This is a genomic window from Legionella qingyii, from assembly GCF_003990155.1.
GTDB classification, from domain to species: domain Bacteria; phylum Pseudomonadota; class Gammaproteobacteria; order Legionellales; family Legionellaceae; genus Legionella; species Legionella qingyii.
Genome location: NZ_RZGX01000001.1, coordinates 126078 through 146408 on the forward strand (window position 1 = coordinate 126078; position 20331 = coordinate 146408).

A 20331-nucleotide genomic window follows, 5' to 3' on the forward strand; every position below is an offset into this window, starting at 1 on the left:
TGATTTGTTTAATCACATTGTAACCTGGGTGCAGCGAAGCGGAACCCGGGAGTTGATATAGAACTATCTGGGTTCCGCTTCGCCGCACCCAGGTTGAAAAGACGATTGAAATTTACTCAGGTGTTACATAATTTTCTTTTGACTTGGGAATATTGATGAATTCATTTTTCAATTGTGCTCCTAAAGTATCCTTTTTCATAGCAGGAGAAAAATTAATGATTGGGGCAGGATTTTTCAGTGCCTCAGTCAAACTAATAAATTTATATCCATTTTTTTGATACATTTCCAAAATATCCCCTAATACATAGCTATTAAGAAGGTTCGCATGAATTAATAATATTTGCTTGGTATTTCCGCCCTTAGAGTTTTTCTCGGCTCTTAGTGTTTGCTTCCATATATAAGCCAAATAACGTGGTTTTAACTTTTGAATATAATTTACTCGTGAACGATATGGAACTTTATAAAGCATTTCATTAAAGTCAAAATCTTTACTATCAATGGTTACAGGGGCAATAGTGTAATTATGTTTCTTTAGATAAGCATATACTTCTTGTTTTTTGGCTTTATTTCCTTCCGCTAGATAGGGATAGCGAAAATATTTGGGTTGAGTCATTATTGGCGTAAGAATTTTATCGGCACGATCTACATCTGCAATATATTTTTCAGTGTTGATCTGATTCAGATTATAATGTGAGTAAGTATGATTACCTAACATAAAGCCTGCCTGACGAAATTGCTCAAGGAAATCCCATTGACCTTTTTCTATCGCTCCTGCAATCACAAAACCCGTGACTGGAACTTTATATTTTTGGAATGTTTGTACAATTTGGGTAAAGCGTTCGGTTGATCGTTGTCGATTTCCGGGGGTATCCATTCTTGAGGCAACAAGAGGCAAATCATCCATAGTAATTGCTATTTCTTTTTCATCAGCAAAACATATTGAAGAAAATAATGTAATAAAGAGAAAGAGTAATTTAAGCATCGATGGTCCTTATCAAAATCTAATAAAGTGGATGGTAACATAATTCGATGAATACGTTAAAAAAAGATTGGCCAGCTATCAAGCTGGCCTGTCACTAACGCTATATTTTATGGATATTTTCATGATGAGTTCTTAAAAATTTCGGCATTTATACACATTCAGTGCATATTCCTTATGTCTAAATGGATGTACATGAGTAGGTATTTTTTGACATTGATCAAAATATTGTTTCAAGCAACTCTGGCGGTCATGCCGATCAATATACAATATTTCTTTCAAAGTCTTATCTGCAATTTTTTGATTGATGTCAACATTCCATAAAGCATATTGGTTTTGAGCAGTGCCACAACCTAAAGTATAAATAATCGGCTTGTTTTTGAGGAAAAAGAGCATGCGTGCTGTAAACCAGCCTGAAGTAAAGACTGTATCGGGTAACTCTGTATGACTCGCATTAAATTTTTGGATTAAATGATAGGAGATAAGTTTTTTTGATTTGATAAAATTAAATTTGGAGGTGTTATCTATTAGAATGCAGAGACTAATTATTGCATAAAGTATGAGCAATAAAATGGCGAATTTACGATAATTAAATGTTGTAAACCAATATCCAAATAAAATCGCACTGCTAATTATGTACGGAGTCAGCCAAAACTCCCTAATCCCTGCTTGGCTTGCGGTATATAAGTAAAAACAAAGAAAAGTAATACAAATGGTACGGCACAATGTCACAACCGATGCACTTTTTTCATCCAGTTTTTGGTTTCGTACTAAAAATGGAGGAAGAAGCATAATATTTAGTGACGGGATGAATGAGGTAAACAATGTTTTTACAGCATGATAAAAAGGGTTTACTCCAGGATTAAGTTTATGAGTGGTTAACTGATAGATAAATGATTGCCAATGATTTTGATAATTCCAGAAAATTACTGGACTAAAAATAATAATGGCTAGAATCGTAGCAAAATAAAAATGTCTTGATTTGAAAATTGAACGATAGGTACTAAAAATTAAAAAAATCAGCAGGGAAAGGATTAAAACGATGCCACTATATTTGGATAACATCATCAATCCGGAGCTTATACCAATTAAGTACAGGTCTCTTATTCTATTGGTTTGAATAAATTTTATAGTGTAATACAGGGTTAATGACCAAAATAATGCAAGGGGCGTATCATAGGTCGTTTGTTTTAAAATATCTAAGGTGACTAGTGGGGAAAATAGCCAGGATAACATAGTAATACAGCTTGCTTCAGGGGATAAAAAAAATCGAGCACTTTTATAAATAATCCCACTCGAGATGGCAATGCAGGTGATGCCTATAAAACTCAAGGCAAATAGGTTATCTCCGAACAATAAAGTTGCAAGCCTAATAAAATATGCAATCATTGGGGAGCCGTCATAATAGGATAATGCCAGGTGTCGGCTCCAATCCCAATAATAGTACGTATCAAGAGATAATATATTTATAGGTGCTAAGAAGAGTAAAATGATAAAATACAGAGTTAAAAACAGGTAAACACTTCGCGAGCTTAAAAAAGCCCACAAAATAATCCCATTATTTGCTTGTTTCTCTGATGGATATCCATTTCCCGGTAGAATATTCATGGGTGAAATTATTTTTTGTCGCTCCATTTTTATGACAATAGTTATCTTTAATTACTAAGTACATATTTATCTGCCCATATATGACGAGAATAAGTGTAGTAATTTAAAAGAGACATTAATCCAATGCCGATACCCATGATTATATTTTCACGTAAAGGTCCGACGCCAAAACAAAAAATTCCTAAGCGTAACCAATAACTTTGTAAGTTAATAATAAATACTGAATAAATAGTAAAAATCAACAGCCGCTTTATTTTTAAGGACCAGGGTAATTTATTCTTGGCGCTAAATGTAATTTTGCTATTTAAAAAGAAATTATTAATGATCGCTGCACATACTGCAATTTGTGAGGCCTCAAAAGGCGAGAATTGAAAGTATTCACGCAATACATTGTAGGTAATAAACTGTACAAAAATACCCAAGGAGCCAACAAGACACATTTTCAAATAGCGCTTGATTTCATGATATCGTAAAGTAAAAACGACTCGCAGTGAATCAACAACACTGTTTTTAGGTAATTTGCTGTACCCTTGATTTCGATCGATAAAATCAATGGGATACTCACGAATTTTTGCTTTATTTTTATGTAAAAGCCACAACAACTGCATTTTATATGCATAATGATTTGTAAGAAATTGATGAGGCAGAATTTTTATAAGTTGTTGCCTGCGAGTAGCACGAAAACCACTGGTAAAATCCTTATATTTTGGTGTGAGTACTGCTCGAGCAATGTAATTGCCTAAAATGGAGAATAATTTTCGATGTAATTCCCAATTACTCGGAATACTTCCACCTTCTACATAACGGCTTCCCAGCACACAATCACAATTTTGCAACATATCTAAGATAGGGCGAATATACTTGGGTTGGTGAGATAGATCCGCATCAAATTCAAAAATAATATCTGCATTTAGAGCAGTTAACGCATAATTCATGGCTTGCAAATAAGCAGAACCAAGTCCGGATTTAGTGGGCTCATTTTGTAAATGTAATTTTGGATAATTGCTCTGTAATGAAGTAACAATTTGTTTTGTGTTATCTGTAGAGGCGCTATCAAAAATTAAAATATGAATATCATATTGCTCAATTTGTTCTACTGATGCAAATACTTGTTCTATTGTTGATTGAATGACCAGCGCTTCATTGTGCGTTGGAATAATAATAACCACTTTCTCTTTTTCTAAAGAATTTTCTTCAATAGAATCAGAGGAATTATTTGCATCAAGAGTCAACTTTATATCTCGGGATTATGGATTATTTGGGGAGAGAGTTTATCAATTAGTTTTTAGAAAAAAAAGAGGGTGCTTTTGTACTTAAATCATTCTCTTAATTTTGATTTTGATCATTTACTTTTTTTTTAACTATTTTTTTGCAGAAAATTAACACTATTGTTTTAATCTGTTTCTAAATACCCATAGTACAATTGAGCAATTCTTCACAATTCATCTCAAAGAGTTCTTTTATGGGAAAATCAAAAATTGGTCTCATAAAGCATGCTTTTTTTAATAATTCATTGAAAAAAAATAATCTTTCCTTTAAAGAGGATGAGTTTCATTTAGATCGATTAAATGATGAATTTTTATCGTTTCATCAAGTATTTATATCGAATAAATCATGTTGGACACAAGAAAGCGTTACTGTGCATTATTTGTATTTCTTGTGTGATTCGCTAATTTCTTATTATCAACTTGATTTTGTTGATTCTGATTTGAAAAAATTAAAACAATTTCGCAAAAAATTAGAGGCATTTTATAAAATAGACCTTGCACAAGAAAAGCGAAAATCAATTGATAATTTCTCGGAGTTCATGATAGAGGGATTGCAAACAAGCATTCTAGATCATCTGACATCATTTATTAGTATTTCCAAATTACGCCAAAATGTCGGTGCTTTAAACACCTGGCGTTCTCAATTCACCCACAGCCGCAGTCTAGCAAATTATGTAATTATTTATCTTCAGAAGAGTTCTGTTTCTGAATTGATTCAAGAAGTTAATACGGTTCTTGGTAATCAATACAGTTTTATCGATGGCATTAATTTTCTGAATAACTCACGCAAAGCCATTACTGATCTGGGTATTTTCCTCTATACATTCCGTTTTGTGATTAATTTAATCTTAGTGCTCAAACATATTCTCCAGTCCGCAATAAGTGAAGAATTATCGTCAAAGAAAGTACTGAAACAAGAAATGGAAAAACGTGGTTTTATCATGGCTAGTGATTTGGTTTGGGCTGGAGTAGGTTTGTTAACTACTTATAATAATTTTTTTCATATTGCTGGCTCTGCTGTTCCACTAATTATTGTTGCTAGCCTTACTTTCGACACATTATTGTTGTTAGCACAGTGGCTTTTTGAAGCCGGCCAATATCAGGATCATGTCCAGGAATTACAGACACAATTAAATGATGCAACAACCTTCGAACAAGCCGTCATTCAGCGCCAGATTGATGTACTAAATGATGAATGGGAAGCTCAATGCACCTATTTTGCAATTAACATAGTAGGAGCAAACCTAATTGCCACCTGTTTTGCAATCAGTATGGTATGTACCGGTCCACTTGCTTTAGCCGGAATTGCATTATTTAGTATGCTTGGTAATGCATTGTATAACACCGCGGAAGAATATAAAAAATACCAAAAATCATCTATTGCGGTACGACGTGAATTGGCAAATGGTAAAATCCTGGACGATGATCATCATCGCCAACTCTTAAAAAATCTCAACGATGAATGCAGCAAAAATTACCTCGAATTTTGGAACAACATGGCCTTTAATGTGGGGGGAATTGCATTTCTTATTACTGCGGCCGTTGCTTCTTGGCCAATTGCCTTGGGTGTAACGCTAATCTATGTGGGGTATCGATTAAATGATACCTATCAAAAACAACTTAATCCTAAAGAGGAAGCTGTTCAAGATATCTATCGTCTTTTAGAACTCGATTCGGAGCAATCAGAGGGAGTCTGTTTACAGTTTGCCTATAATTAATTCGACTCCTTCAGTTTCTTATCATGCATCCTGACTAATTTTAGATAGCTTTTTTGCTTAATCTCTTATTTATAAATTTATAGACAAAATTACTAAAAATTCACTCAAATATTTAATAATTGCTTAATGTGTGCGATTTATAATCATATGATGCTGGGGGTAAACCAATAAGAGTATCTTATATGAAAGATGGCAAAATAAAGCATAAGCAAAAGCAAGGAAGAGACCGGGTTGCTATAATCGAAGCGTTTTCACCTAATGCCGATCATGAAAGAGAAAAATTTTTAAGGGAGGAAGGTTACGCATTGGCTGACACGGCAAAAACTCAGAAAAAAATCTATCGCTGTGTGGCAATCAATAATGATGCAAAAGCTTTATTAAAAAAACGCGATGCCATCACCGCTCATTTACAGGAACAAATTCAGGCGATAGAGGAACGTCTACAAGAGCCCATGCCCAGAAGCGCGTGCATTCTCTTACTTGAGAATCGCAATAAACTGCTGAAGACTGCCATTGCAAACATAGGGCAGATTGAAACCGATCTTTCCGTTATTGAAGAGGATTTATACCCTAAACTTGACCCCAAAGAACATGGCGAAGTTTTTTCGAGAAATAAAAACGCGGTTGCCCAACTTTATGCCCGATTAAAACAACATACTTTCAATATTCAATTTAAATTGGGGCGAATTGATCCCATATTACGTGACTCAATTCAGTCCGATCTGGAGCTGTTGAAAAAATTTCTTGATGAAATCGAGTCAATTACACAGAAAACAGGCGAAATCTATGAACGTTTAAAAGGAGGACGAATTCCACCCGATTTATATGCCGCGATGGCCAATGAGGTCTATGAGATTAATAAGAAAAAATTTGATTTCGAACAAGTTTGTAAATTAATTGAAGACAAACTTGAAATATCAAAACTGGATGCGGAAATTAAGCAACAGGTCGAAGAGCTTGAGGCTCTCCATGAGAGGTTGTCTACTGTAAAGGGTATTATAGATACGGCCTATTATAGGACGAATAGAGGTCCGGTTGATTTAGCAACACAATTAAAATCAGTTGATTTTAGTTTTAATACAACTGATTATGAGGCAAAACTACTTATATCCTCCATGCAATGGGACGATGATCTGACTACTAGACAGGAAATTATAAAAGAGCGAAAAAATTTACTTGCTCAACTAGGTGAGAAAAAAAAATATATTGCTCAAGTTATAAGTGTCATTGTTAGTCATCAGCAAGTCATTAAAGGTTTAATTGGAAAAGATTTAGATTTTTGTGTCAAAAGAGCTTGCCTCTATGAGGCATTTACAAATGCCCCTCATGATTTTTACCAAAATTTTAATAATTATCAAAAAGCACTGGAATATGACTTTGACAAAGGAATAGATAATCAGCAGGCACAATGGTATTTACATAGACTCTTAACTTATACTTTGGGTTTCTCAACCGATGTTCCTGATAACTGTGTTATTGTTCGCCATGTGAGAAATGTAGGCAGTGATCTCAAGAAATTAAAAGTGCAATTTGAAAAAGATTTTCCTCTGTTAACAGTTAAAAGCGAATTTTTTAATTACAATGGTAAATCTTATTTTATCTCTGATTCCATTAGAAAAAATTTAGAGAATTATACTTCAGCACGAGCAAAAATAAGTGATGCGTTTAAGGATGACAATAAGTCGAGCGAGTATGTTGATTTTCATCATGAATTACAACTTATTAGAGAAAGTAAAACTGAAATTGAGCAGTATATTATTGCATATGAAGAAGAGCTAAAAATCAATAGACTGGATCTTTTAGATATAAAAAGGAAAACTTTCAAAATCACTTCTGAAATTTAATTTGCAGAATGATTCTTTAGAATATCAAGGAGAAACATATGTCTTGGATTTTCCAACTCAAATATTGGTTGAGCAATATAATCTCGCTCATAAACAATTATTTGAGGCATTGAGTGATAACGAATTTCCAGTAGATCCTATTTTATTTAAGAATAAAAAAGAACAGTTTGCTGCATTACAAAGAAATCAAATACAGATTATTGCTTTTCTTGAAGAGCAAAGAAAAAATAGGAAAGAGTTTTTAGATTTCAAAGAAAAGTTTAAAAATCACACTCCGTTTGTCTTAACGAACACTACTTCAAAGGAAAAAGCTCTATCTTTTGAGGGAGCTAATTATACTCTGAATTATTCTACCCAACATATGGTTGAGAGATATAATTACTTATATGAACGTTTAACTAAGTTCTTTAAAAACTATTCTTCGACTTCAAACCCGTTAATGATAAATGCAGAACTCTTACAGAAGATAACAAAACAGTTCATCCAACTAATAGAAAGTCAAAACGAAATTAAGAGTTTTGTTGAAAAGCAAAGAGAGCTAGACGATTTAAGAAACAGGTTTGCAGCCTTTTCCCCTCTTACTTTAACTTACGAAGGGAATTCTCTGGTGTATAAAGAGAAAACCTATCCTCTAAATGCTGCGATTGCAAAGCAAATTCAAGAATATAATCAAGCTTATGGAGAACTGGAGCAGGCTTTTAAGGGTGAGAATAGTACTCTGGACATAGAATCTATTAAAAAATTATTTAATAAGTTGCAACAAAAAGTAAAACCTTTTGACCAAATTGAGGAATTTGGCAAATTAACGAAGTTGCTTGAAAAACAAAGTGATCTTGTGAATAAGAGAAAAAGAATAGTACAGGAAATTATCGATAAAATTAAACTTGAAAGCTTGGGGGACGTTTCAAAGGATTCAGAAGAAGTTACTATCTTGAAAGGGTTATTGCAAGCATTTACACGGCATGATGCCGAAGTGACGCAATTAGTAGCAAAAATTGGCACTGCTAGAAATGATTTATGCCTGGATAACCTGAGTGATTCAAAAGAACAATTAAAAAAATTTGCAACTGCTAATCACGATAAAGCAGGTGATTTAATTAAAGATCTCCGTGAGGAGTTTAATGAAAACCTCCCTAAATTTTCTTCAAATAAGCGCCTTAACCAATTTATGGCGTGGATAGATAAACACATTCTTGCTCCTCTGTATGAGGCATATTATAAAGAAGAAAAACCGTATAAACCCGGATTTTTTGCTTCATCAATAGAAAGAAACCTTTTTGAATTTCGCAAGAATCTTTTTCCTGATCTGGAGAAATTCCAGAATGAGTTAAGCGAAGCCGCTAAAGCTGCTTCGGCAGCTTGATAAGAATAGTCTTATTTCCAGACCATGTTTTTTAACATCTTTTGCAATTATGGACTATCATTCAAACACTGCTAATAAAATAAGGAAATGAATATGTCACAAAATTCTATGGGTCAATTCTGCTGGAATGAATTAGCTACTGCGGATGTGAGCAAAGCGAAAGAGTTTTATAGCAAAGTACTAGGGTGGCAATTTAAAGAAATACACTCTGGTGAAATGACATACACTCTTATTCAAGCCAACGATAAAGAATTTGCAGGTATCTGGCAGATTCCTGCAAATCAACAAAATGAAATTTCACCTCATTGGATGGCTTATATTTTGGTGAGTCATGTTGCAGATACATTAGCAAAAGCCAAACAAAATGGAGCTGAAGAAATTAAAGGAGTTACTCCTGCTGGAGATATGGGACTTTTTGCGATTATTAAAGATCCTACTGGAGCTCATATTGCATTCTGGGAACCAAAATAAACGATTTCATTGATGCGTAGCCTGGGGTGGACAGCGCAGCGAAAGTCAGGGGATGTTATATATCATCAAGCCCAGTTCTGCTGCGCCGCACCTAGGCTACATTTTTTAAAATTGAGTCCAATCTTGCTCAGGTAAGTTATTTGCAGGCAATAGTTCATAAGTTTTGAAGACATCTCCGTCTTGAGATAAAAGAATGGCTATAGGTCTTGTTTTTTCAAAATGGGCAAAGATAATCATCATCATGACGGTGATGGGTACGGAGAGGAACATCCCTAATACTCCCCATATTGCACCCCAAACTGCTAAGGCAATTAAGATAACTAATGGGCTTAAATTCAATGAATTACTTAAGAAACGTGGTTCAATCAAATTTCCTACTATAAATTGTATGATTCCTAAACCCAGAATGATTTCAGTAAAAGGAATCCAACTGGCAAATTGAACCAAGGCCAAAGTGGCTGGAAAAGCAATCGCAATAATGGCGCCAATATTGGGAATAAAATTGAGAAAAAAGATAAGAAGTGCCCAAAATTCTGCAAAATCCAATTTCACCCATTTCATAATTATCCAGCTGGAAAGAGCAGTAATAATACTTAAAATGGATTTAATTCCCAGATAAGTCTGCATATTGTTTGCGATATGACTAATGATGTTGTTAACTAAAAGACGGCTTTCCAAAGAGGGAAAAAGCGCATCAATTTTTTTTAGAAAAAAATGTTGTTCGACAAATAAAAAGGCAACATACAATAAAATAAGTACAGTTGAACTAGTAAGCGTTGTGAATACCCCATAAACGCTCGTGAAAATCGTTTGAAAATTGAGACCTTTGAGCATGTTATTCATACTCGCTAATATTTGAATGTGAAATTTTTGATCAATATTGCTAAAAATTGTTAATAAGTTTTCTTGATAGCGATTGGATGCAGCGATGACATTAGTGACATTATTGGTAATGATATTTATAAAAATTAAAAGAGATACTCCAAGTATTGCAAAGGCACAAATCATGCTGAGCCAATTAGGTATCGCTGGTATGCGTTGAATAATGTTACTTATCGTATTAAGAAGAAACCAAATAAAAACCGCAATCACCAAAGGAATCAACACATGGCTTCCTATTACCAGAAAGTAACCAACTATCCATATGATAATTAATCCGGATGTAAATAGAATGGTGCGATTCATAGGCTAACTCCTAAGCAATGAGTTGGCTGAGCAGATAAGCCTTGGAGCATAATACACTTCCTTTTGAACTTTTTGATTCATATCAATAATATTAGCATTGATTGATTAGGAGAAGAATTGAAAAACTAACAGGATAGAATTTATTTTTTGGAAATGAATTTGGAGTTTATTTGTGAGTAAGCTACATGGAATATAACCTGGGATGGGTTCTCCCAGGTTATAAGAAATTCCTTATTTTAGCAACTTAGGATACAGCCGCATGGAAGATCTTCAGGACTTTGAATAACTTCTTCGGTGAGAGCACCTTTTGTGTTAACCCAATTGGAACTCATACCCTGTTTCAAGCCAAGTTCGTTTTTCTCTATTGTAAAATATGACTCAATCCCAAAATACTCTTCCAGAAACGCGTTAATGTATGCTTTGAGCTTATTGAATGCTCCAGTTTGTGCCATTAAGGTTGGTTCCCAACTATAGATAGCTGAGCGACATTCCTCGGCCATTTCTTTAACCCGATTTTTATATGCTAGAATTCGTATCCCTTTCTCAAGATCACTGTCAAATTTATCTAGTGTTGACTGTAATTGAGCTTTAAGTTGTTGAACCGCATTGAGAACATCGTTAGGAAGCGTTTTTTTACCTTCTTTTGCTTCATAGTCTAACTGATTAATTAACTTTTTAACTGAAGTATAAATTGGGGGTCTTTGTTTAACCACCTCTCCAAGATCAGCTGCTGTATCTTTAAAAAACTTCACAAACGCCATTTTATTTCAACCTCGCTCTCATTATAAAAATTCAAGCTTTCTCTAAAAAGTAGAGAAGGCAAGCGCATCTTAGCACAACTAGATCATAAAATAATAGCGAAGATCATAAATAGATCATATTGGTATTATTTTGTCTATGTAAAATATTTAATCGATCGCCTCTGGCTTCCTCATTTTGCTCGATTAGTGTTCAGAAGCATAACGATAAACAAATAAAATTCCATACTGTTCTAATTCTTCTTTGTAGCGATTAAATTCATCCATGGTTGTAATAAACGAATCAACAACAATATTGATGCCTTGCTCTGCGAGTTTTAATTTTTACGCAAACAATGCTAAAGTTCGTTTGTCATTTAATAAACAGAGTGGTCTTAATGTTAAAAGAATATTTACGAAAGGGGATTAATTTTCAAAGGACTCAAGAGACATTAAATGCAGCAGCAGAATTGGTAGAACAGGCAGATGCAGAGGGAAAACATTCTGCTCCTGATGTAGCGCAACAAATGAAAAAAAAGGTTCAGAACATTATTTCTGAGTACACAGGAATTCATAAAGCATCTTCATTATGGGCTGACAAGCAAACAAAATTAATGCAGGATTTAAGGCAATCTACGGTCGTAGAACAATCTAAATCAGATGAAATTGAAATGCCGCGCTTAATTTGAATTTTTGATAAAAATGATGGGTTATCATCATATATAAGGAGAACGATATGTCAAATAATAGCTCAATTCGACCTGAAAATATATTACCTGATGGCGTTGATAATGCATCCATCAATGGCAAAATCGTAAGAAAAGGTACAATTGCTGCTTTTTTAGCAAATGCAGAGATTCTTGAAAAACAAAACAGTACAGATATACAAAAACAAGAAGCAGTTAGGACAATGAAAGAGTTAGCCCCAGCAGTAGTTGCTACAGGGTTACACCAATATGTAGTTTTTAAAAATAAAGAAATTGAGCAAATTCTTATAGATGCTGAATAATAAGTATCAATCGATAGAAAAGTAAAATTTGAGGAAGTCTTATATTCCAGTAATATCGCCTATACTATGTATTGAATTTGTTCATTTACCATTAATCTTATGAACTTACCAAACTATCAGAGCCTTGTTTGGGCCCATCAGCTCGTTCAGGATTGGTTTATCCAGAAAGTGGGAAAGCCCACTGAACCACAAGAGCAAGGATGGCCATTCATTTTGGCAGGAAATGATACCCTCATTTCCTCGCCGACTGGCTCAGGAAAAACCCTTGCTGCATTTTTAGCGTGTTTGGATGGTTTGGTGCGGAAAGCCATATCGGGAAATTTACAGGATATGACTGAAGTCTTGTATGTTTCACCGCTCAAAGCACTCAGCAATGATGTGCAAAAAAATTTACTCATACCATTGCTGGAAATTACTGAATTAGCTAAAGAACGCGGTATATACCTGCCAGAAATTCGCATCGCGGTGAGAACAGGGGACACACCCGCCAGTGAGCGACAAAAGATGCTCAAGCAACCACCACATATTCTAATCACCACTCCTGAGTCTTTTTATATTTTATTAACTGCTGGAAAAAGCCGTATCAATTTAGCAAGAATCCATACAGTGATTGTTGATGAAATTCATGCCCTGGCAAACAACAAACGAGGTTCGCATCTGGCTTTATCTTTGGAACGTTTAGAAGCACTCACTCTAAAACCATTTATTCGCATTGGATTATCTGCGACACAAAAACCTTTGGAAAAGGTAGCGCATTTTTTAACGGGTGCTAAGAAAACCAGAGTGAAATTGGTCAATATAGGACATGAACGCCAATTGGATTTGCAGGTTGTGGTGCCAGAAAGTGAATTATCTGCCGTTGCTTCCAATGAGATGTGGGATGAAATCTACGAAAAAATTGCTATTTATGCCCGAGAGCATCGTTCTACTTTGGTATTTGTTAATACCCGAAAATTGGCGGAACGGGTTGCCCATCATTTAGAGCAACGTTTAGGGGAGCATAAAGTTTTAGCTCATCATGGCAGTTTATCGCGAAAATTAAGACTCGAAGCAGAAACAAAATTAAAAAATGGCGCGCTACAAGTATTAGTCGCTACAGCTTCTTTGGAGTTAGGTATCGATATAGGAAGTATTGATCTGGTTTGCCAAATTGGTTCGCCACGCGCTATTGCCACCGCATTACAACGAATAGGGAGAGCTGGGCACTGGCATGCTGCGATTTCCAAGGGACGTATTTTTGCAACTACCCGCGATGAGTTATTAGAGTGTGCGGCACTGGTCTATGCAATACGCCAAGGGGATTTGGATCAGTTAATTATTCCCCATGAGCCGCTTGATATTTTGGCACAACAAATTGTGGCTGCATGTGCTACTCAGGATTGGGAAGAGAAATCGCTCTTTAACTATTTTAAAAACGCTTATCCTTATCATCATTTAACATGGGACAAGTTTGATGAAATTCTTAGGATGTTATCCGAAGGAATCGCCGGTACACGAGGACGCTACGGTGCCTATATTCATAGAGATCAGGTAAATCATATGATCAAAGCACGGCGTGGCAGCCGTCTTGCAGCAATTACCAGTGGTGGCGCTATTCCAGACAATGGATTATTTACCGTTATTGCGATGCCCGATAATGCCATGGTAGGAACTTTGGATGAAGATTTTGCGGTAGAAAGCAATCGAGGTGACATTTTTTTACTAGGAACCAACTCCTGGAAAATACTTCGCATTGAAAATGGACGCGTACTTGTGGAAGATGCACATGGTGCGCCGCCAAGCGTACCTTTTTGGCTAGGAGAAGCACCGGCACGTAGCATTGAGTTATCACTACAGGTTTCGCTGATGCGCGAAAAAATAAGTGAATTGTTGCCAGAAAAAAGTCCACAACTTGTTGATATAAAACACTATCCTGAAATAAAGGCCGCGATTGAATGGTTAATCAATCATTGTGGACTGGATGGTTCTGCTGCAGAGCAGTTGCTGGAATATGTTCGATTAGGTCGACAAATTTTGGGAGCCGTCCCGACGCAAAAAACAGTGATTGCAGAGCGTTTCTTTGATGAAAGTGGCGGGATGCAACTGATTATTCATGCACCTTTTGGTGCGCGTATCAATAAAGCATGGGGATTGGCTCTTCGCAAGAAGTTTTGTCGATCATTTAATTTTGAATTACAAGCTGCAGCAACCGATAATGGGTTAAATATTTCTTTGGCAGAACAACATAGTTTTCCTTTATCTGATGTGTTTCACTTTTTGCATACCAACACACTAAAAGAGGTTGTGACGCAAGCAGTATTGCAATCCCCTTTACTCGGTGTGCGATTTCGCGCAGTAGCCTCACGCTCCTTATCCTTATTACGTTTTCGTGGCGGTAAAAAAATTCCTCCCAATATTCAGCGTATGTTGGCAGATGATTTATTGGCTGCGGTTTTTCCAGATGCGGCGGCATGTCAGGATAATTTGGGTGGACGTGATGTCATCTTGCCCGAACATCCACTCATTGAAGAGACTATGAAAGATATTCTAATGGAGGCTCTAGATATTGAGGGATTTGCCCAAGTGATCCAGGCAATTGAATCCAAGAATATTACATGTCTTGCAGTCGATACTCCGGTTCCTTCCGTATTTTCCCATGAAATTTTAAATGCTAATCCCTATGCATTTTTAGATGATGCTCCTTTAGAGGAGCGACGCTCTCGCGCAGTTGAAATGCGGCGTGTACTCCCGGAAGCACTTTTGGAGGAGGTGGGTAAACTGGATCCTAAAGCAATTACAGAGGTGCAAGAACACGCTTGGCCAGATATTCGCTCTGCAGATGAATTACACGATGTTTTGCAAACGGTGATTGTTTTTCCGGAAACAATTCAATTGTCTGAGTATCAATCTACTTTGCCTGCATGGAAACACTATTTTGTTGAGTTACAGCAGGAAGGAAGGGCCACATTAGCTTCAGTTGTAGGCAAAAATTATTATGTGCCAGCTGAAAAGAAGAAGACATTTCATTGCATTTTCCCGCAAGCAACATTTGCCAACGAACTTGCTGATATTGAGGATGAACCAGGATCACAAGATGAGAGCATCCTGAACGCCCTACGTGGTTGGCTTTTACATACAGGTCCAATCACCCAAAAAGTACTCAGTGACTGTTTACAACTTTCCTCTTTGGATGTGACGCATGCTTTATTAAAATTGGAAGCCAGTGGGTATGTATTGCGCGGGAGTTTTCGTGCAGAGCATACCGGTGAAGTCGAGTGGTGTGAACGTCGTTTACTGGCACGTATCCATCGCTATACTACAGAATCCTTGCGCAAACAGATCAAACCGGTTACCCGGGCGCAATTTATGGCCTGGTTACTTAAATGGCAACATGTGGCAAAAGGGAATCAGCTGCGCGGTGAGAGTGGGCTTCTGGAGGTTATTAGACAACTACAGGGTTTTGAGCTCGCTGCAAATGCATGGGAGTCTGAGATCTTCCCTGCACGCGTACACGACTATGATCTGTTGATGCTCGATAAGCTGTGTATGAGTGGCCTTGTAGGTTGGGGACGTATGTCTCCTCATCCTTCTGTAGCTGTTAGTGAAGAAGAAACAACAAAATCAAGGCGTTTAGCACCCACGCGAAATGCACCAATTACATTTTTTGTCCGAGAAGAAGCCGATTGGATTCCACCTCATGAACTTGTGGATAATATTGAAGAGGTGGATAGTTTAAGTCATCCTGCTCGTAATATTTATCAATTCCTAAAAAAATATGGTGCCTCATTCTATGCAGACATTGTTCGCGGTACGGGGAATCTAAAAGTTGAAGTAGAAAATGGCCTATGGGAGTTAGTTGCAGTAGGTATGGTCACGGCGGATAGTTTTGATAATGTACGTACTCTTATTAGTACAAAACGCAAATATAGTGGCCGACATCGACGAAGACCACTATTTCCACTTAGTACTGGGCGTTGGTCTTTGTTGCATGTTCATGCACAAGCTGATTATGAAAAGCGTGTGGAAGCAGCATGTTGGATGCTGTTGAAACGCTATGGCGTAGTATTCCGTGATTTGCTCGTGCGCGAGAAAAATATTCCTCGTTGGCGCGATTTATTGATTTTTTTTCGACGCCTTGAATTACGTGGTGAGGTGCGCGGAGGTCGTTTTGTTGACGGATTTTTAGGTGAACAATTTGCATTACCTTATGCTGTGGATTCCTTACGGGCTATGCGAAATGAGGAACTTGATGAGGTACCACAAACTATCTCATCTGTGGATCCTCTGAATTTAATAGGAATTGTGTTGCCAGGTGAGCGGGTTTCTGCAGCGATAAAATCAGAGATACAGTTAGTTTCGGGTCAAGTTTCTTCACCGGTGTAGATATCCCCCTAACCGGCAGCTTCTCCCCTTGGGGGAGAAGGGATATAAAAATTTTCCTTCTTTAGGGAGAGGAGCAGGGGTGAGGGTTTACAGAAACGTTTCAAGACTTAATATTACTGCTGCGTACGAATTCGACGCCATGTTCCAAGAGTTCCTCTTTGATTTTTTTAAAAGCCTTTTCATTTAGGGGTAGGGTAGCATCTTCAATTAAATAACATTTGAATCCTTCTTGAAGTGCATCTTTTATAGAGAAATACACACAAATATCGGCACATAAACCACAGAAATAGAGTTCTTTGGCCCCTTTTGCCTGGAGATAACCCGCTAAGCCGATGTTTGTTTTATGAGCGCTATCATAAAAGGCGCTATAACTGTCGATGTCAGGATCCATCGCCTTGCGAAAAATAGCTGCTATAGGCCTTGTTTCAAGCTGGGGATAAAATTCTGCGCCCCAGGTTCCCTGAACACAATGGTCTGGCCATAGTATTTGTTCTATTCCATGCAGCATAATTTTTTCAAAAGGCTTTTTTCCAGGATGGTTGGATGCAAAACTTTTATGTTTTTTTGGATGCCAATCTTGAGTAGCAACAATTAAATCAAATTTGGGGGTAATTTGATTAATGATGGGGACAATAGAATCTCCTTGAGGCACCGCTAAGGAGCCTCCTGGCATAAAATCATTTTGTACATCGATAATAATTAATGTCTTCATCAGATAGGATTTGTTTTTATATCATTAATTAATGCGTTGCGTTTTGTCTTAAGCTGGTTGCTTAATCCAACCTGATAGATATTGGGCTTATCAAGCCGCTTGTATTCATCAGGAAGTTGACTTAAGCGCATTCTACTGAATTCTGCAATTTCGTTCAGTGTTTTCGATGGGATTAATTGTTTGCCATGCTCCATGACTTTTTGCAGCAATGGTTCTTGCTGATCTGGAGTGATAGGCAATAGTTTTTCAGATGCAAAAGGAGCATAAACCCCATCTAAATTCTTCTCATCCATAAGCCCGATAACATCGGCGCCTAAAAAAGTATTTTGGTGTAACAATCTGAACACTTGTTTTTTATAAGGCAGGGTGATTTTACTTGTTGACTCAGAAAGTTTAAGTCTCGGTTTTCCCTCTGCAAAAGCCAGTTTATATACTCCATCTAAAGCAGCATCAGGGGCGCCAATAACTAAATTGGTTCCCACACCAAAAATGTCAATTGGCGCTTTTTGTTCACGTAGCATTTTTATTCTGATTTCATCTAATTGATTGGAGGCAATAATCTTCACGTAATGCAGACCAGCGTCATCCAGCATTTGACGTGATTTTTTTGCCAACTCGCCTAAATCCCCACTATCCAAGCGGATTGCTTGCAACCGATGGCCGCGTTGCTCCATCTCTTTACCTATGCGAATTGCATTGGGTACCCCACTTTCCAATGTACTGTATGTATCTACGAGAAGGGTACAGTTATCAGGCCATATTTCGGCAAAATCACGAAAAGCCGTTAATTCATTGTCATAACTTTGGATAAATGAATGAGCCATAGTTCCCGAAATAGGGATATGATAATCACGTCCGGCACATACATTGCTTGTGGCATCAAATCCTCCAACAATCGCTGCACGGCTAGCATAATATCCCCCTGGCCCTTGGGCTCTGCGTAATCCAAAATCCACAAGGGTACAATCACCAGCGACATGGCGGATTCTGCTCGCTTTTGTGGCAATAAGTGTTTGAAAATTAAGTAAGTTCAATAGAATGGTTTCAATCAGTTGTGCTTCAATCATATTGGCTTCAATGGTGACTACAGGACAAGTAGGGAACACCAAATCACCTTCAGAGGGAGCATAAACAGTTCCATTGAAACGAAAATTGTTCAAATACTCAAGAAACTTCGGATGCATTCCTTTATTTCGTAAAAAATCGATATCTTGTTCACTGAAATGATAGTTTTCTAATATTTCCAATAAATCTGCTAGGCCTGCGAAGATGGCATATCCCGAGCCGAAAGGAAGTTTTCTGAAAAAATAATCAAAGATGGTCGTATTATTTTTGTGACCTTTTAAAAAATAAACTTGAGCCATGGTCAGTTGATATAGATCGGTATAACTTCCGGTAAAATCAAACATTTTGAATAAGTATCCTTCTTGCCGCAATAAAGTCTATGTAATGGTAGAAGCTGATTATATTGCCATAATAATATCCTTCCAGGAATTATTGATTGAGAATAATTAGCAATTTGTCGCAATAAGTTTAGGGAATTATTGACAAGACTTAGGAATAAGCTGAATTTTTTTGAAGTATATCCTTAAAAAGCTCTGTAATAAAAAACGTCATATTGCTATAGATCTAAAATAAATATTTTGTTATATATTTAATTAAAATGTCAATAATTTGAGATACTTGTTGGTTTAGTACAGCTTTTTTCTACACTTATTAAGTAGTCTCTTAATCATTACTCAATAAAAGACATGGAGTAAAAGAATGAAAGTCTGCGAGTTAAAACTACGGATTGGCGAACTTAAAAGTAATATTGAATTATTAAAATATCCCAAAGAAATTATTGAATTCGTCTCAAGACGAACTGAGATGGTCGCGTTACTCGAGGATGAGGGAGATGTTCATCCTGGCATAATGCTTCCTGTAAAAGAACTCATTAATCAATTTTGGCACTGGGTTGTTGGTAATGTACCTTATGACGAATGGAACAATGGTGCTGATGTTAGGCCTTGGCTTTTTTTTCAACAGTCATTGGTGAAAGCAAATGTGTTAGAAGCTGATTTCCATCATTCTATTTTGTATGAAGAATTAAAAAATAATTTTGATCATTTGGCTGGAAATCGATTAATGATAACCGAGCTTATGCCTTTATTTATTCGTGCGAGTCGAATGTTAGGTTATAAAGAGCGCTCAGAAAATGACTATCCTCTCCTAAGACTGAATGCAGGGACAACTTCAGAAAAACCACAAGTGATCGTAAAAATGAAAGATGTACTGTTTTTGCTGAGAACACTTTATTATTTAATTTATAAATATTGCACTGTGGAGCAACTTACTTTAATCCCGTTTCTGATTCATTTTCGCTCCCATACAACAGATGAAGAGCGACGTTCTGAGTTGGCAATTTTTAATTGGTTAACCCAAAATACAGATGAATGCATCAAATTTTTCAATACACATAATCAATACATTGATACCCGCTCAATTAAGTTCCTTGAGGATTTGCGGAAGGTAACTCATTTAATTCCTACTCTACGCGTCGATTTTCTAAGCGCTACGGACCAAAGTCGTTGGATTTATCCCTTTATTCAGCAAGTCAGGTTTAATCCTGGCGATACAGAAGATGAGCTAATAGAAAAGACATTTCATTTATTAGAACTGGATTTTGCAACTCGAAAAGAGAAATCCCTTGCAGCGGGTTTAAGTTTTGCTTCCGAAGTAAACAGACAAGCACGAATATTAACAAGCCAGGAAGCAAGCGTAGTTTATTTAGCAACTTGTTTATTTTGTTTGGAGGAATATAAAAAAAATCGTCAAAAGGATTCTCGTGACAAATATTCTTTATGGTCGTTTTCCGCAGAGACAAGATGTCAAGCAGCTGAAAAAAGAAAGTTAGCGATTCTTGGCAAACCCGTTAAGTTCGGTTTTTTTGAAAGCCTGGCCATAAATCAAGGGCAGTTGAAAAAAGTAGTTGATTTTCTTGACGACAATCAAGCTTTAGATTCGGAAGAATATACTTCTTACCTATCTAAATAACTTCCATGTTCATTTAATACATCTGTTTTATATAAAAAT

The 20331-nt window shown here is 36.5% G+C and carries 15 protein-coding genes; 8 read left to right on the top strand and 7 right to left on the bottom strand.

What is annotated here, in order from left to right:
• Positions 1–112: 112 nt before the first annotated feature.
• From ELY20_RS00470 to ELY20_RS00480, 3 genes are all read right to left on the bottom strand, one after another.
• Complete coding sequence (locus tag ELY20_RS00470) at positions 113–982, bottom strand: polysaccharide deacetylase family protein (protein WP_110141175.1); 870 nt, start codon at positions 980–982, stop codon at positions 113–115.
• A gap of 132 nt (positions 983–1114) precedes the next feature.
• The gene (locus ELY20_RS00475; protein WP_110141343.1) at positions 1115–2587 is read right to left on the bottom strand and encodes a glycosyltransferase family 39 protein; all 1473 of its coding nucleotides are present in this window, start codon (positions 2585–2587) and stop codon (positions 1115–1117) included.
• 47 nt (positions 2588–2634) lie between these two features.
• Positions 2635–3819: a glycosyltransferase family 2 protein gene (locus ELY20_RS00480; protein WP_110141176.1), complete on the bottom strand. Its 1185-nt coding sequence runs from the start codon at positions 3817–3819 to the stop codon at positions 2635–2637.
• Positions 3820–4049: 230 nt separating this feature from the next.
• Here ELY20_RS00480 and ELY20_RS00485 point away from each other — a divergent pair, with 230 nt between their 5' ends.
• From ELY20_RS00485 to ELY20_RS00500, 4 genes are all read left to right on the top strand, one after another.
• A complete protein-coding gene (locus ELY20_RS00485) occupies positions 4050–5573 on the top strand; it encodes a hypothetical protein (protein WP_110141177.1) in 1524 nt (507 codons plus the stop codon).
• A gap of 182 nt (positions 5574–5755) precedes the next feature.
• The gene (locus ELY20_RS00490; RefSeq protein ID WP_110141178.1) at positions 5756–7417 is read left to right on the top strand and encodes a hypothetical protein; all 1662 of its coding nucleotides are present in this window, start codon (positions 5756–5758) and stop codon (positions 7415–7417) included.
• Positions 7418–7460: 43 nt separating this feature from the next.
• Positions 7461–8780, top strand: coding sequence for a hypothetical protein (locus tag ELY20_RS00495; protein WP_126955418.1), 1320 nt, complete (start codon positions 7461–7463; stop codon positions 8778–8780).
• A 93-nt stretch (positions 8781–8873) separates the two neighbouring features.
• Positions 8874–9251, top strand: a complete 378-nt coding sequence (locus tag ELY20_RS00500; protein WP_110141180.1) for a VOC family protein — start codon at positions 8874–8876, stop codon at positions 9249–9251.
• Positions 9252–9356: 105 nt separating this feature from the next.
• Here ELY20_RS00500 and ELY20_RS00505 read toward each other — a convergent pair whose 3' ends face one another.
• The gene (locus ELY20_RS00505; RefSeq protein WP_110141181.1) at positions 9357–10436 is read right to left on the bottom strand and encodes an AI-2E family transporter; all 1080 of its coding nucleotides are present in this window, start codon (positions 10434–10436) and stop codon (positions 9357–9359) included.
• Positions 10437–10672: 236 nt separating this feature from the next.
• Entirely contained in the window at positions 10673–11197 is a 525-nt protein-coding gene (locus ELY20_RS00510; RefSeq protein WP_110141182.1) for a hypothetical protein, read from the bottom strand.
• A 374-nt stretch (positions 11198–11571) separates the two neighbouring features.
• On the opposite strand from ELY20_RS00510, the gene ELY20_RS00515 reads away from it, so the two are divergent.
• From ELY20_RS00515 to ELY20_RS00525, 3 genes are all read left to right on the top strand, one after another.
• Positions 11572–11862 (top strand): hypothetical protein, encoded by a 291-nt coding sequence (locus ELY20_RS00515; protein ID WP_110141183.1) that lies wholly within the window; start codon positions 11572–11574, stop codon positions 11860–11862.
• A gap of 47 nt (positions 11863–11909) precedes the next feature.
• A complete protein-coding gene (locus ELY20_RS00520; RefSeq protein WP_110141184.1) occupies positions 11910–12182 on the top strand; it encodes a hypothetical protein in 273 nt (90 codons plus the stop codon).
• 99 nt (positions 12183–12281) lie between these two features.
• A complete protein-coding gene (locus ELY20_RS00525) occupies positions 12282–16544 on the top strand; it encodes a DEAD/DEAH box helicase (RefSeq protein WP_110141185.1) in 4263 nt (1420 codons plus the stop codon).
• 100 nt (positions 16545–16644) lie between these two features.
• On the opposite strand, the gene pncA is transcribed toward ELY20_RS00525, so the two are convergent.
• Together pncA and ELY20_RS00535 are read right to left on the bottom strand one after the other, a co-directional pair.
• Entirely contained in the window at positions 16645–17256 is a 612-nt protein-coding gene (pncA, locus tag ELY20_RS00530) for a bifunctional nicotinamidase/pyrazinamidase (RefSeq protein ID WP_110141186.1), read from the bottom strand.
• Positions 17256–18665, bottom strand: a complete 1410-nt coding sequence (locus ELY20_RS00535) for a nicotinate phosphoribosyltransferase (RefSeq protein ID WP_110141187.1) — start codon at positions 18663–18665, stop codon at positions 17256–17258. Before ELY20_RS00535 ends, pncA begins: the two co-directional genes overlap by 1 nt.
• 355 nt (positions 18666–19020) lie before the next feature.
• Here ELY20_RS00535 and ELY20_RS00540 point away from each other — a divergent pair, with 355 nt between their 5' ends.
• Positions 19021–20292, top strand: a complete 1272-nt coding sequence (locus tag ELY20_RS00540; protein WP_110141188.1) for a hypothetical protein — start codon at positions 19021–19023, stop codon at positions 20290–20292.
• Positions 20293–20331 lie beyond the last annotated feature (39 nt).